Annotated in this window: 10 protein-coding genes; 8 read left to right on the top strand and 2 right to left on the bottom strand. The window is 36.3% G+C overall.

Annotated features, from left to right (window positions below; translation table 11 throughout):
• The first annotated feature begins 12 nt into the window (after positions 1–12).
• From E7413_00725 to E7413_00750, 6 genes are read left to right on the top strand one after another with little or no spacing between them, the layout of a single operon-like run.
• Positions 13–1,572 carry a hypothetical protein gene (locus tag E7413_00725; protein ID MBE7018392.1) on the top strand — a complete coding sequence of 520 codons (1,560 nt, stop codon included), beginning with the start codon at positions 13–15 and terminating at the stop codon, positions 1,570–1,572.
• 12 nt (positions 1,573–1,584) lie between these two features.
• Positions 1,585–2,628, top strand: a complete 1,044-nt coding sequence (locus E7413_00730; GenBank protein ID MBE7018393.1) for a D-alanine--D-alanine ligase — start codon at positions 1,585–1,587, stop codon at positions 2,626–2,628.
• A gap of 32 nt (positions 2,629–2,660) precedes the next feature.
• Entirely contained in the window at positions 2,661–3,491 is an 831-nt protein-coding gene (locus E7413_00735; protein ID MBE7018394.1) for a glutamate racemase, read from the top strand.
• A gap of 32 nt (positions 3,492–3,523) precedes the next feature.
• A complete protein-coding gene (locus E7413_00740) occupies positions 3,524–3,961 on the top strand; it encodes a DUF1934 domain-containing protein (protein ID MBE7018395.1) in 438 nt (145 codons plus the stop codon).
• A gap of 20 nt (positions 3,962–3,981) precedes the next feature.
• A complete protein-coding gene (locus tag E7413_00745; protein MBE7018396.1) occupies positions 3,982–5,670 on the top strand; it encodes an arginine--tRNA ligase in 1,689 nt (562 codons plus the stop codon).
• A 10-nt stretch (positions 5,671–5,680) separates the two neighbouring features.
• A complete protein-coding gene (locus E7413_00750; GenBank protein MBE7018397.1) occupies positions 5,681–7,099 on the top strand; it encodes a PDZ domain-containing protein in 1,419 nt (472 codons plus the stop codon).
• 37 nt (positions 7,100–7,136) lie between these two features.
• Here the strand turns inward: E7413_00750 and E7413_00755 are convergent, their stop codons facing one another.
• Complete coding sequence (locus tag E7413_00755; protein ID MBE7018398.1) at positions 7,137–7,709, bottom strand: uridine kinase; 573 nt, start codon at positions 7,707–7,709, stop codon at positions 7,137–7,139.
• The gene (locus E7413_00760; GenBank protein MBE7018399.1) at positions 7,696–8,256 is read right to left on the bottom strand and encodes an ECF transporter S component; all 561 of its coding nucleotides are present in this window, start codon (positions 8,254–8,256) and stop codon (positions 7,696–7,698) included. The genes E7413_00755 and E7413_00760 overlap by 14 nt, the downstream gene beginning before the upstream one ends.
• 200 nt (positions 8,257–8,456) lie before the next feature.
• On the opposite strand from E7413_00760, the gene E7413_00765 reads away from it, so the two are divergent.
• Together E7413_00765 and addA are read left to right on the top strand one after the other, a co-directional pair.
• Positions 8,457–11,801, top strand: coding sequence for a hypothetical protein (locus E7413_00765; protein ID MBE7018400.1), 3,345 nt, complete (start codon positions 8,457–8,459; stop codon positions 11,799–11,801).
• Positions 11,791–15,225, top strand: coding sequence for a helicase-exonuclease AddAB subunit AddA (gene addA, locus E7413_00770; protein ID MBE7018401.1), 3,435 nt, complete (start codon positions 11,791–11,793; stop codon positions 15,223–15,225). The genes E7413_00765 and addA overlap by 11 nt, the downstream gene beginning before the upstream one ends.
• Positions 15,226–15,234 lie beyond the last annotated feature (9 nt).

A 15,234-nucleotide genomic window follows, 5' to 3' on the forward strand; every position in this document is an offset into this window, starting at 1 on the left:
GAAAGTGAAATCATGAAAGTAAACATTCCAAAAGTAAAAAAACTTTTCATCTACATTTTGGTAATTATTCTGTTAATCACTCTGCTTTTCCGATGTTCCGTTTTGAAAAAAAATAACGATGATTCAGAAGATGCTTCCGTCGATCCCGGAAAAATTACCATTTGTGCTTATGCAACAAAAAATAAAAATCCGCTTTTGGTAAAATCCGAATATAACGAACAAATGAACTTCTTAATGTATGATAGTTTATATACCGTCAATACCAATTATGAAGCAGAGGAAAATTTAGCCAGCGGATATAAAATTCAGGATAACGGACGTTCGGTAATCATTCATCTGAAACCAAATGTCTCATTTCATGACGGTTCTCAATTTTCTGCCCACGACGTGAAAGCAACAATTGATTACTTATTGAATAATCCCGGTTATTACAGCTATCAAACGCGAAATATTCAATCGGCTTCGGTTGTAGATGATCACACTGTTCGCTTGGATTTATCCAAACTGACTCCAAATTTAAAATTACAGTTAACCTTCCCCATCGTATGTAAAAAAGAATTATTAAACACCACACAGTTCAAGCATAATGGAACCGGTCCTTACCGTATGGCGTCTGAAACTAAGGGAAAAGAACTCGTCCTAGAACAAAACAAAAAATATCATAGGGATTTTCAATCAGACATTCAAGAAATTGAGGTTTCCTTTATTCCTGATATAGAAACTGCAAAAGCACTCTCCGGAAGTGGAATTATGGATATCTTCTATTTTTCATTTTCCGATGAGGGCGTGAAGTCAATTTCTAAAAATGAAACTCATAAAATTGATTATCTGACGGACGAATATACTTTTTTATCCCTCAACTATGAAAATTCTTTGATGAAGGAAAAAGCATTCCGAAAAGCACTCTCTTATACTGTTGCAAGAGATACTATCCGAGACGAAGTATTTATGTCACACGCGGAAAGCACTTATTTGCCATTACCACCGAACAGCTGGGCATATAATGACAACAAAGAGAATATTCGCAACATTGACGAAGCGAAATCTCTGCTAACGGAACTGGGATTTTCCGATGTGGATAATAACGGAATTATAGAACGATACGAAGGCAATGAAAAAAAAGAATTGATTCTGAATTTATTAACCACAGAAGATCCCATCAAAGAAGGAATCTGTGAAACATTAACTGCAAATTTCAAAGAAGTTGGAATTTCTTTAAATGTGCAACATGTTGTTGCGGAAGAATTCCAAAGCGCAATAGAAGAAAAAACATACGATTTATATCTGATTACTACCAATGTTGGATATGATTTGGATATTTCGCCATTCTTCGATGGTGTTTTTAAAACTCCCCTTTCCATTGATTACGATGGTTATCTAAAAAAATTCGGTGTATCAGATGAAATGTCGGTCAAACAACCGGAATATATGCGTCTATGTGATGATTTTTATGAATATATGCCACATATTCCATTGGTATTTTCCAAAAATACTATGTTAACCAGTACTAAATTAAAAACTGTAACGCAAATTAAGCCGTGCTATTATTATTACGAAATTTTAAATCAATAACTCAGGAGGTCCATTCTTATGCTTCGATTATTAGTTTTGTTCGGCGGTGAATCCCCGGAACATGATGTATCCAATATTTCTGCATCTAATATCTTAAACGAATTGGATGAAAACAAATATCAAATCACCAAAGTTGGCATTACGAAAGACGGAAAATGGTTTTTAGTGGACGATAGCTGTTCCTTGGAAGATATTAAAACAGGTGCCTGGACTCAAAAAACAAGTTATCCTGCACTGATTTCCCCTTCCAAAGAACACCAAGGTCTTGTTATTTTAAAAGGTGATTCCTACGAGTTAATTCCCATCGACGTTTGTTTCCCTGTTCTGCATGGCAGCAACGGTGAAGACGGAATCATCCAGGCTCTGTTACAGCTGGCGGGTATTAAAAGAGTTGGTGCAAACTGTTTATCCTCAGCAATGGCAATGGACAAAGCTGTTTCTAAAACCATATTTGAAAAAGCAGGTGTACCGGTTGTACCTGCGGTGTATTTGAATGACACAGATAACCGCGATGATATTCTCGCCAAGATTTCTCTACCGGTCTTTGTAAAGCCTGCAAATGCGGGTTCTTCCGTCGGTTGCTCCAAAGTTTTTACAAAAGAAGAGTTGGCGCCTGCTTTAGAAAATGCATTTCACATTGATTCTAAGGTCTTAGTGGAAGAATACATAGACTGCCGTGAAATTGAATGTGCTGTTTTAGGCAATGAAGATATTTTTATTTCTACCCCCGGTGAAATTTCAACCGAAAGCGAATTTTACGATTTTGATACCAAATATATCAATACCGGTGCAAATCGTCTGGATATTCCCGCAAATCTTCCGGAAGATACCATTCAAACCATTAAAAAATACGCAAAAAAAGCCTTTCTTGCATTAGGATTAAACGGATTTTCCAGAGTTGATTTCTTTGTATGCAAAAAAACCGGCAAGATTTACTTAAATGAGATTAATACTATCCCCGGTTTTACTGCACAGAGTATGTATCCTCTTCTGATGAAAAACGAAGGCGTTTCATACAAGGATCTCTTGGATCGTCTGATTAAACTTGCAAAATAAAAAGGATGTGAATCACCATAATGCTCACCAATATGGAAAATAATACAAAAAAAACAGACAATCGTGCCATTGGTGTATTTGATTCAGGGCTCGGCGGTTTAACAGCCGTGAAAGAATTCATGCACATTTTGCCTTCGGAATCTATTATCTACTTTGGAGATACCGGCAGAGTTCCTTATGGAACCCGTTCCAACGAAACCATTGTAAAATATGTTCGACAAGACATCAAATTTTTGATGAACCACCAAGTAAAAGCAATTGTTGCTGCTTGCGGAACTGCAAGTTCGGTTGCTTTGGAACAATTAAAAAGTGAATTTAATATTCCGTTAATCGGTGTGTTAGAACCTGTCTGTCTGGCAGCTGTTAACAAAACAAAGAATAAAAAAATTGGTGTTCTGGGAACCCCCGGCACAATTAACAGCAACGCTTATAAAAAAGGAATCCAAGCTATAATGCCGGATACACAGGTATTTCAAAAAGCTTGTCCAATGTTTGTTCCCTTAGTAGAAAACGGATATTTAGAAAGCGAAGCTACTTATATCATTGCCAGAGAATATCTTGCGGAGCTGATTCAAAACAAAGTCGATACTATTATTTTAGGATGTACCCACTACCCTCTTTTGGAAAAAGTGATTAAAGACATCGTAGGTGAGAATGTTTCCATTATCAATGCAGGATACGAAACTGCACTATATACCAAAAATATTCTCATAAAAAATAATTTATTATCTGATAACACCGATGTTGGAAGCAATCAATATTTTGTCAGTGATGATGTGGAAAAATTTGCTCATCTTGGTGGTGTATTCTTGGGTCACCCCATCGAAACAGATGTGAAAAAGATTGATATTGAGACATATTGATTTCTTAAAAAATAAAAAGGAGGAATCAAATAATGAATCCCATTAAAAAAAATATGCTTTTAACCTTTAAAAGCAATATGAAAAATTTAGAAGAAGAAAAAGATCAGATTGAATTTGTAACCCGGGCTGAGTTGGTAAAACAAAATGATAAATATTATGTTACCTTTTGCGATACAGAAGCGCTTGGGAACGAAACGCCGTCTAAAACCACATTAAAAATAGAAAATGAGAAAGTAACATTACTCCGTTACGGAACCAGTAATACTCAATTTATTTTTGAACAAGGAAAAAAACATACCGGCCAATACGAAACCCCTTACGGTGCATTTTCAGTGGGTGTATTTGCCGACAATCTGACAGTGGATATTTCAGAAAACGGCGGTAGCTTAGATGTATCCTACGGTGTTTACTTAAACGATTTGATTTCACAATATAATGAACTGAGCATCCACCTGAAAGAACAAATGTAGAAGCAAGGAGGAACAAGAAAATGAGAAATTTTATCAAAGAAATGAAAGAATCCATCAACACGATGGTATTCGATGCCTACAAACAAGCATTTATGGATGGAGATCTGCCCAAATTAAACGAATATGTATCAGATATAGAAATCCCTAAAGATAAAAATCACGGTGATTTTTCCGTGAATTTTGCAATGAGAAATGCAAAAGCTTTGCAAAATAATCCCAGAAAAATTGCCGAAATCATTATTTCCAAACTGGATTATCTGGAAACCGATGTAGAAAAATGCGAAGTTGCAGGTCCCGGTTTTATCAACTTCTATCTGAAAGACACCTTTTATGCAAACAGTGCAAAAAAAGCATTGGAATTAGGTGACGATTTCGGGAAAACCAATGTAGGCAACGGCACAAAAGCAAACGTGGAATATATTTCTGCAAATCCCACAGGTCCCATGCACGTTGGTAATGCCAGAGGTGGTGCCATCGGTGACTGTATGGCAAATATTTTGTCTTGGGCAAATTATGATGTTACCAAAGAATTTTATGTAAACGATGCCGGAAATCAGATTGAAAAATTCGGTATTTCCTTAGAAGCGCGTTTTATTCAATTAGTAAAAGGCGAAGATGCCATTGAATTTCCTGAAGATGCTTACCACGGCGAAGACATTATTGAATCCATGAAAGCATTTATCAAAGAGTTCGGCTCTGAAGATTACATTGATATGGACTCTACCGAACGCAAGAAGAAATTTGTAGCTTTTGCGTTGGAAAGAAACTTAAATGCACTTGTAACTGACACCGGTAAATACGGCATCAACTACGATGTATGGTTCCGCGAAAGTAAATTACACGCTGAAAATAAAGTCATTGAAGTGATCAATAAATTAAAAGAAAAAGGCTTGGCATACGATAAAGATAACGCAACATGGTTTGAATCCACTAAATTTGGCTCTGAAAAAGATGATGTATTAATCAGAACCAATGGTATTCCCACCTATTTTGCTGCAGATATTGCATATCATGCCGATAAATTTGAACGTGGTAACGAACTGTTAATCAATGTTTGGGGTGCAGACCATCATGGCCATATTGAACGTTTGAAAGGCGCACTTTCTGCACTTGGTTATAACGGGGACAAGCTTCATATTATCTTAATGCAGCTGGTTCGTTTAATCAAAGATAATGAGCCTTACCGTGTATCCAAACGAAGCGGTAAAGCAATTTCCTTAAATGACTTGATTGATGAAATCGGAAAAGATGCCGCAAGATTTTTCTTTAATCTGCGTCAGCCTTCCAGCCATTTTGATTTTGATTTAGACTTGGCGGTTTCTCAGAGCAACGAAAATCCGGTATTCTACTGTCAGTATGCGCATGCAAGAATTTCCAGTATTTTAAGAGTGTTAAACGAAGAAAACATTTCCTATAACAATCAGGGTGACTTTACATTATTAAAAGAAAAAGAAGAAAAAACTCTGATGGAAAAACTGATTCAGCTGCCCGAAGAAATCGAAGCAGCAGTTGCAAGTTACGATCCTTCCAGAATTACTAAATTTGTGTTGGATGTGTCTGCAGATTTTCATTCCTTCTACAATGCTTGTCGCGTAAAAATCGAAGACGAAGCTTTGATGCAGGCTAGAATCGGCTTGATCATCTTAACCAAAAATGTGATTAAAAACACCCTCACCATTTTAGGCGTAGAAGCACCTGATTCTATGTAAGGAGTTTTTTATGAAACAAAAAATTATTGCGCTGATCCTGTTATTGGTATTTTGCTTCACGCTTCCCTCTTTTGCAGGAAGTGTCAGCCAGAATAATAAACGGGAACTGATTCGCTATATTTACTTAAACGCTTTAGCCACCTCAAAAGATAATGTGGATGCAGTTGAGTTGTTCTTAGATACTCTGATGAAAATTGCTGAAGACGATGATGAAACCTACGAACAAATTTTAAAATATTTTACCCAGTCCATTGATGAATACGGAGATTATATCTCTCCGGAAGAAACATCTTACATGGATACAGAGTTAACAGGAAAGACCGGTGGAATCGGCTCTTCTGTTGAAATGCGAAATGGAAAAATTTATGTGGTAAATGTGTTGGCAGGTTCCCCCTCGGATAAAGCAGGTGTACAAGTTGGGCATGCTATCATAAAGGCAAACGGAATCGATTTGTACGGATTATCTTTAGATGAAGCACTCACCTATATTCGCGGAGATGCAGGCACAGAAGTAGTCATTACTTTTGAAGACCCTAGGGGAAAACAATATGATATGATTTTAGTACGGGATATTATTGAAATTACATCTGTCAATTTCGCTACCTTGATTGACTATCCCGAAATCGGTTATATCGAAATTACTAATTTCTCCTTAACCACCGGAGAGGAACTTAAAAAAGCCATTGAGGATTTAAAAGGACAAGGTGTTACTAAATTGATTTTAGACCTTCGTTACAATGGCGGCGGCGTGTTGGAAGGCGCTATTCAGGTTGCAGGTACGTTTTTGGATGAAGGGCTGGAAATCTTAACGGTTGAGCCACGGGATGAAGCACAAAATGAAACCTTTTACGCATCCGGAAAAGTATTTGACGGAGAAGTAGTTGTTTTAGTCAATGAATATTCTGCCAGCGCATCTGAAGTGGTAACCGGTGCTCTAAAAGAGCATAAACGTGCCACCGTTGTTGGGGAAAGAACCTTCGGGAAAGGAACAGTTCAACATTTATTCTCCCTTCCCATTTATGGTGGATATTTCAAATATACTATTGCAGAATATCTTGCTCCTGGCGGTGTTGAAATCAACAAACACGGAGTTGCGCCGAATCTTACTGTATATAACGAAACCTACACGCTCACAGAAGATGAGATTCCTCATTTTCCGTTTATGAGAGTAATGCAAATGGGAGATTCCGGTGAAGATGTTAAGAATATGAAGCAGGCTTTAAAAGCTTTAAACTATTCTTTGGATGACACCGATATTTTTGACCTGAACACATTCAATGCCGTAAAATCGTTCCAAAAAACTGCAGAATTATATCCTTACGGTGTTTGTGATTTTACCACACAGCAACATATCAAACAAAAATTATTGGATACCGTATTTTACTATGATACCCAATTTGATAAAGCAATTGAATTGTTAATAGAATAAAAAATACCGTCTGTCTCTTTTGGACAGACGGTATTTTTTATTCATTTTTCAGCACAAAATCGCAATGATTTCGCACATCATATTTTTTAAAATATGCTTCCTCCAACGGAATCCACAACTGCTGAAATTTAGTATATCCATCTTCCTTGTTTCTGATATGCAACCGTTTTTTCTGCTCATCAGATGTAATATCCATAAATATCCGAACATCATAATGGTCATATAAGTCCGGATGGCAGGAATAAGAGCCTTCAATAATGGTAATCGGGTTCGGTGAAAACGTCAATACTTCTCCATATGCACCTTTTTGACAACTGTAAGGAGAAAACTGATATTCTGATTGCGCCTTGATGTTACCAAACACATCCAGAAGGCTTTGAAAATCAATATTTTTGGCGGGAATATGTTTCCAGTCGGCATGTCTTTTATCAAGCGGTAAATAAAAATCATCCATATGAATCACATTGCAACAAAGTTCTTGTTGTAGCTGTTTTGCCAGAGTGGTCTTCCCGGATGCACAGCGTCCGTCAATAGCAATCACCGCAAAATCTTTTTGACAAAGTAATTCTCTGATTTTTGTAATAATATTACGATAATCATTTGGTTTCATTTACGCCATTTCCCTTCTTATGGATGGTAACAAATTTGGTTTTTCCAAGCGATAACATCAATACAGGAATGAAAATCAACTGCAAAACAATACCGGGAACTGCATTGGTTACGGCTCCTGCTAAAAACAATTTCCAAGTGAAATTCTGACCGCCCAAACCTAAAAGAATCCACTGTGCAATTCCCCAAATCACTCTTCCCAAAATCATTGCAGAAATTAAGGAAATGTAAAGGGATTTCAAACATTTCCACGAACGTTTTTCATAAAGAAACCCTGCTACAAATCCGTATGTAGCAAGTTCCACAGCCATTCCGATTGCCACAGGATACATCGCAGGCATAGAAAATAGTACAGACCGAAAAATCGGAAGAACCAATCCAACGAAAAGGCCGTATTTCCAACCGCAAATAAAGCTGCAAATCAGAACAGGTAAATGCATCGGCAAAAGCATATTCCCAAACTGCTGCAACTGTCCTGTAAAAAACGGAAGAATCAATCCTAACGCCATAAATAAAGCTGAATATGTAATTTTTTGGATTGTTTTCAATATTTCTCCTCCTTTTTCTGCTAGATAAAAACTTCATTCATCTTTATTTATTATCATATCACACTATTTTTTTCTTGACAAGTTTTTTAACATAAATTTTAAATATTTTACTGTTGCAATTTGATCAAAAAAATGTTATAATAAGAATGAGAAATTTCGAATAAATTCGTCATAAAAAAATAAAAAAAAGGAGAATTTCCATGGCTTTAGAAATTCTTTACGGAAAAGAGATTGCTCCCAATGAGAAACTCCTTTTCGAAAAAATGAAAACTTCCATAGATAACGGAGAAAACGTGCTCTACATTGTACCGGAGCAGTTTTCTTTTAATGCAGAAAAATCTCTTCTGGATTCTTTAGGGGAAACTTATTCCCATCTCACAGAAACTGTGAACTTTAAGCGTCTTGCTACGATCGTGAATAAAAAATATCAACCGAATCAATTAGATTATATTGATGAAGAAATTAAAAATTTAATTTTATACCAAATTTTAAGAAATCATCCCGAAGAATTAACCACCATTAAAAACAGAAAACAAAGTCCTGATTCTGTTGCTGTGTTTAAAAATATTTTATCAGAATGTAAAGGATATTTAATCGACCACACTGTTTTTGATGAAATGAAAAACAAATTGGAAAAAGGCTCCTCATTATATCAAAAAATCTGTGATCTTGATTTTATATTTTGTGAATATCAAAAAGCAATTTCTGAAAAATTCCGTGATTTTGAAGATAGCTTTCAAACCCTGGCAAATTATATCGAAACAGAAAAATTATACCAAAACTATACCGTATATATTGATCACTTCAATCAATTTTCTCCTGCCGAGTATCTGGTCATTTCAGCTCTATTAAAAAACGCTGAAGCAATGACAATTTCCCTGCTCTTGGATGATACAAATCCAAAATCTCCGGGAGAATTGTTTTTCCCTACCTACAAAACGTATTCACACCTTTTAGGGATTGCCAAAAAACAGAATCAAACAGTAACACAAATAAAAACAGCGGAGCAATCTGACCGTTTTTTTGTGGACCTTTTTGACTCTTATCCCAAGGAAAAACCAAAAGTTTCCTATTCGCTGATTCGTGCGAAAAACACTCATGATGAGGTTCGCTTTGCGGCAGATACGATTTTAAAACTGGTGGCAAGTGGTACATCTTTTTCCGAAATTACTGTTTTAACAGGTGATTTAACTCTTTATAAGGATGACATCGATGCCGTGTTTTCGCAAGCGAATATCCCCTGCTTTTTAGATCAGAAAACTCCGTTGACTCAAAATCCGGTTTCCAAAATTTTTCTGACACTTTTTCAGATGGTGTTATCTGACTATAAAAAAGAACATGTGTTGGCATATTTAAAGAGTCTTTGCGCTCTTTATGAGATGCATGATGAGGTTTGCATTTTTGAAGAATTGATGCATCGCTTCCATATCCAGAAAAAAGAACTGTATGACACCGATAAATGGAAACAAAAATGTGAATTTTTGAAAGAACAAAAAAACTATTTTGTATATTCTCTACCGAAAATAAACGATATTTACAATCGTTTTTTAGCTCCTGTTTTTACCTATTTTACAAAAAAAGCCAACTATCGACAGGCGTTTGTTTCCTACGCACGTGCTATTCATTTGGAAACAGCCATAAAACGTTATTTAGACCAATCGGAAGCATCCTTACGCCAGGAAACCGTAACGGCATATAACACCATTTTAAAAGCCATCAAAAATATTGATGTATTACTCGGTGACGAAAAGATAACACTTACCGACTATCATTTGGTGCTAAAACAATCTCTGGAACTTTACGAATCCGGCGATATTCCCAACACCCTGGATACCGTTACCGTATCAGATACCGAACGTGGAAGAAGTTTATCCTCCTCTTATGTATTGATTCTGGGAATGAACGAAAATGTTACCCCAAAAGCAAATATCAATCTTTCCTATTTATCCGATGTGGAAAGGGAAACTATTTTTGAGGTAACCGGAATTGAACTTCCCACTTCCCTGTTTCAAAACTGTGATTCCAATCTGGCCCTGTACCGTTCTTTCATCACCGCTGAAAAACAGTTATATTTAAGTTATAATAATGCTGAAACTGAGCAGGTCAAACGGATGCCCTGCTATTTGTGGAGTCACTTGGAAAAATTTCAGAAAACAGTAGAATTTACATCCCCCTTTGTGAATATTTCTGAATATTCACAAAAATCCCTGATGACTTATCAGAACCCCTATAAACAAAAATTAGCTCCTAAAAGTATGCCTGACGATTTTTGGAATAATCCCGAAAAAGAGCAACTGATGCAAGCTTGGAAACAAATAGAAATGATGAAAGAGGCAGCTTATTACCGAACCGATAAACAACTGTCCAAAAAACTTATGGATTCCAAATATCAAAAGCAACTTGGCGCATCCGTCTCTCGTTTTGAAACTTATCAAAAATGCAAATATATGTATTTTATCAACTATATGTTGCAAGCAAAGGAACGAGAAGATGTCAGCTACGACCCCAGAAAAACCGGGACCATTGTGCATAATCTGTTTGATGCGTTCTCAAAACAAATCAAAAAAGACAATCTTACCTGGGAAGAACTGACGGAAACTTATATTGAAGAAAAAACAGAACAAATGGTTCCACGCGAAATTATGCATTCATTCCCGGAATTATCTCTATATAACCCCCAAACAAAATATTTGATTCAAAAAATCAAACGTCTGCTAAAACGGGCAATTTCTTATATCAAAGAACATTTTCAGGAAGGCGATTTTTACCCGGTTGGATATGAAGTTCCCATTGGAGAAGACGGAATACCGCCTCTTATAATTTCCTTAGAAGATGGTACTCTAATGCAGTTATACGGAAAAATTGACCGTTTTGATGCAGCAAATCTAGGTGATAGATTGTATGTTCGTATCATCGACTATAAATCCAGTGCGAAAGAATTTAATTTCTCACTCATTAAAGAAGGGATTCAGCTGCAACTGCTCACCTATTTGCGCACCGTCATAAAAAATGGCGGAAAATATCTGGATTTTGAAGGCGAAATTTTGCCCGGAGCCGCATTTTATACCAACTTTAATGACGATCTGATTCCATTTAAAGAACGTCCCGGAACAGATGAATCAGAAGATGCCTTACGTCGGAAATTTACGATGAAGGGCTTCGTATTAAACGATGACTCTCTGATTCAAGCGATCGATCGTCACTTAGGGGAAGAGATTTCGTATCAATCTCAGGTGACTGATATAAAAGTAGATAAAAACGGAAAGATAAGTTTGAGTAATTTCCTGTTTTTAGAGGAATTTAATCGCTTACTAAACGATTGCGAAAATACTTTAAAATCTATTGGAGATACCATGATGAGCGGTGATTTTGCTATCCAACCGTACCGTCATGGTGCGATGACAGCTTGCGACTGGTGCCCTTATGGCGCTATTTGCATGTTTGATCAAAAAATGCATTCATACCGCAATATCAAAACACTCTCAAAGGATGACTATTTCCATCCTGAATCTCAAGAAAAGGCAGGTGCAATAGATGGCAATTAAATATACTCCGGCACAACAGAAAGCCATTGATACCACTGATAAATCAATTTTGGTATCTGCAGCTGCAGGAAGCGGAAAAACAGCAGTTTTGGTTCAACGTATTATTGAGATGGTTTGTAAAGAAAACGGTCCGGATATTGATAAGCTGTTGGTTGTTACCTTTACCAATGCGGCAGCTGCAGAAATGAAAGATAAAATTTATCAGGCGATTATGAAAAAAATTGCAGAAAATCCGTCTGATAAAAGATTAAAACGTCAGCTTCTTTTGTTGCCAAATTCCAATATTCAAACAATGCATGGTTTTTGTTTGAATGTGATCAAACAAAATATCAATATGCTCAATATCCCAATGAATTTTCGCATCACCAACGAAGCAGAAACCATGATTTTAAAACAGCGTTGTATTGCAGAACTCATCGAGGACAAATACTTAGAAGAAGATACTGATTTTCTGGAACTGGCCGACACTTACGGCTATGGACGGAACGATAAAAAAATTGTGGATATGATTCTTGCTTATGATCATTTCACTTCTTCCCTTTCCAATCCGGATGCTTATTTTGATAAATGTATGTCCAGCGCAACTGCGGTAACAAAAGATTTTTCCAAATCTATCTACGGTGAATTTATCATTCATCAATTACAAGAAATTCTTGCAGACAATGAAATCGGATATCACAAAGCGATTAAAGAAATTGAATTGAAGCCGGATCTTGCCCCTTATTATGAAATTTTTGCTCAGGAGCTTTTGTTTATTAAAAAGCTACAAACCCTTTGCAAATCAAATAATTTCAGAGAAATTCAAGCAGAAATTCTGTCATTTTCCTTCGTTGCGTTCAGAGTAAAAGGTGTAAAAGCAGGAACAGATAACACCTTTATCAAAAATCTCCGTGAAAATTTCAAAACAGATATCGGTAAATTTATTCCCTTAATCTCAAATTCTCTGGAACATGAACAAAATGATTATAAAGAAGTTCTAAAATTCATCAAGGTCTTATCCCAATTAACCAAAGAATTTTCTGAGCGTTACCAAGCGGAAAAACAAAAACGAGCTTTGTTGGATTTTTCAGACTTTGAACATCTGGCGCTGAAAGTTTTGTCTGATGAAAACGGGAATCCTTCCGAAATCGCAAAAAGCTATCAACAACGGTTTCACGAAATTTTAATTGACGAATATCAGGATACCAATGACATTCAGGATCACTTGTTCCGATTGATTTCTAAAAACGGAGAAAACCTGTTTTTAGTGGGTGATGTGAAACAAAGTATTTATGGATTTCGTCATGCCAAACCTCAAATTTTTATCGAAAAACAAGAAACCTACCAAGATGAAAAACACGAAGTCATTTACTTATCCAACAATTTCAGAAGCCGCAAAGAAGTGGTGGAAGGAGTCAATGTAATTTTCAAAAAATTAATGACACCCAAAACCGGAAAAACAGATTATGAAAAAGAATCCCTTGTTCAAACCGCTTCTTATCCTGAAATGACGGACGTTAATTATCAAGCAGAAGTTCTGTTTGCAGATTGTTCTCTTGCCAAAGAGTTTACGGATGAAGAAACTGAAGACTTTAATCAAGAAACTTTAGTAATCGCAAAACGAATTCACCAGTTGATTGCAGAAGAAAAAATGCCTGTATACGATTTAAAAACACAAACTTCCCGTCCGGCTAATTACGGTGATATTGTCATTTTGGTCCGTGGTATCAAAGAATTTGCAACCAATTTGTATAAAACCTTATCGGAACACGGAATTCCCGTTGCAATGGATGCAACCGAGCGACTTTTTGATACAATGGAAATTAAAGTAATCCTGGGTATTTTAAAAGCAATTGACAATCCCTATGATGATTTAGCACTTTTAGGGTTATTAAAATCGCCTCTCTTTTACTGGAGCGAAGACGCTATTCTTAGTTTAAGAGATTCGGCTCCAAGGGAACCTTTCTTTTGTGCATTAAAAAAATCTGAAACTGCTGATGCAACCAAAGTAAAAGAATTTTTGAACATTTGCAAAAAAACAGCATATGGTAAAAAAATTTCAGATTTAATTAACATGTTATATAACGATTACCATTTAAAAGAATTGTTTTGTGTATATCAAAATCCTGAACAGCGAATGGAAAATCTGGATTTATTCTATCAAGCTGCAAAATCTTTTGATCAAACAGAAATCAGCGGATTAAAAGGTTTCCTTTGCCATTTGGATGATGCATCCAAATCCAAAAAAACGCTCAATGCTTTTCAACAAAAGCCTCCGGAAAATGCAGTACGTATTGTCACCATGCATAAAAGTAAAGGACTGGAATACCCAATTGTATTTGTATCAGGTCTTGGCACCCGATTTAATCAGGAGGAAGCAAAAAAACAAGCCGTATTTCATCCGGAATACGGAATTGGTGCAAACTATATAGATGCTCACAAGCGTTATTATTATCCCACGCTGACCAAACGAGTAGTCCTTGCTGCTTTAAAAGAAGATCAACTGCAAGAAGAACTGCGTATCTTGTACGTTGCACTAACAAGAGCCAAAGAAAAATTGATTCTCACCGGAACTATCTCGAATTTTGAAAAAAAATCAAACGAATGGCTGGCAACCTTAGATGCCTGTGGTATCACCAAAAGTAAACTTCGTCGAACATTAACCTTTATCGAATGGATTTTACCTTGTGTTTTGAAACGACCTGAATTCAATTTGAAGGTATTTGGTGCACAAACCTATGATACCGCGATTGACACCAATGAAATTGCAACAGTCCAAACAGAAGAAGTCTCTATGCAAACAAATCATCTGTTTGTCCCTTACCATCATTTATATCGCACTTCCCTTCCAACCAAAGTTGCAGTTACAGAAGCAAATCGTCTGGCAAAAGCTGAAACTCCGATTGTGAATTTGCGATTATCTGATCTGGATTCTATGGAGCTTGGTTATTCCCAATGTGAATACGGAACCTATTTTCACAAAGTGTTTGAACTGATGGATTTAGATGCCATAAACCAAGGAGAATCAATACCTGACGCCATCAAAAATGCAATTCTTTTGGCAGGGGAACGGGAATATTCTCAGGAAATTTCAGAAAAAATGAAGCTTTTCTTTCAAACAGATCTTGCAAAAGAAATATTAGCAGCAGATACGATTTACCGCGAAAAATCCTTTCTGGTACGCGTCCCTGCTAAAATGGTTTATCCAGTGGACACAGAAGATGTGATACTACTGCAAGGGGTATGTGACTGTTATTACATAAAAAATAATGAAATTACATTACTGGATTTTAAAACAGACAGCAATCCCAATGAAGAAAAAATTCGTCAGAATTACCAAAAGCAATTGGAGCTTTACGGATATGCTCTGGAAAAAATCGAGCAAAAAAAGGTAGTAAAAAAAGTGATTTACACCACTCAAAACCAAAATATCATTCAATTTTAACAATATTCT

Source organism: Oscillospiraceae bacterium, assembly GCA_015068645.1.
GTDB lineage: Bacteria > Bacillota > Clostridia > UMGS1840 > UMGS1840 > SIG452.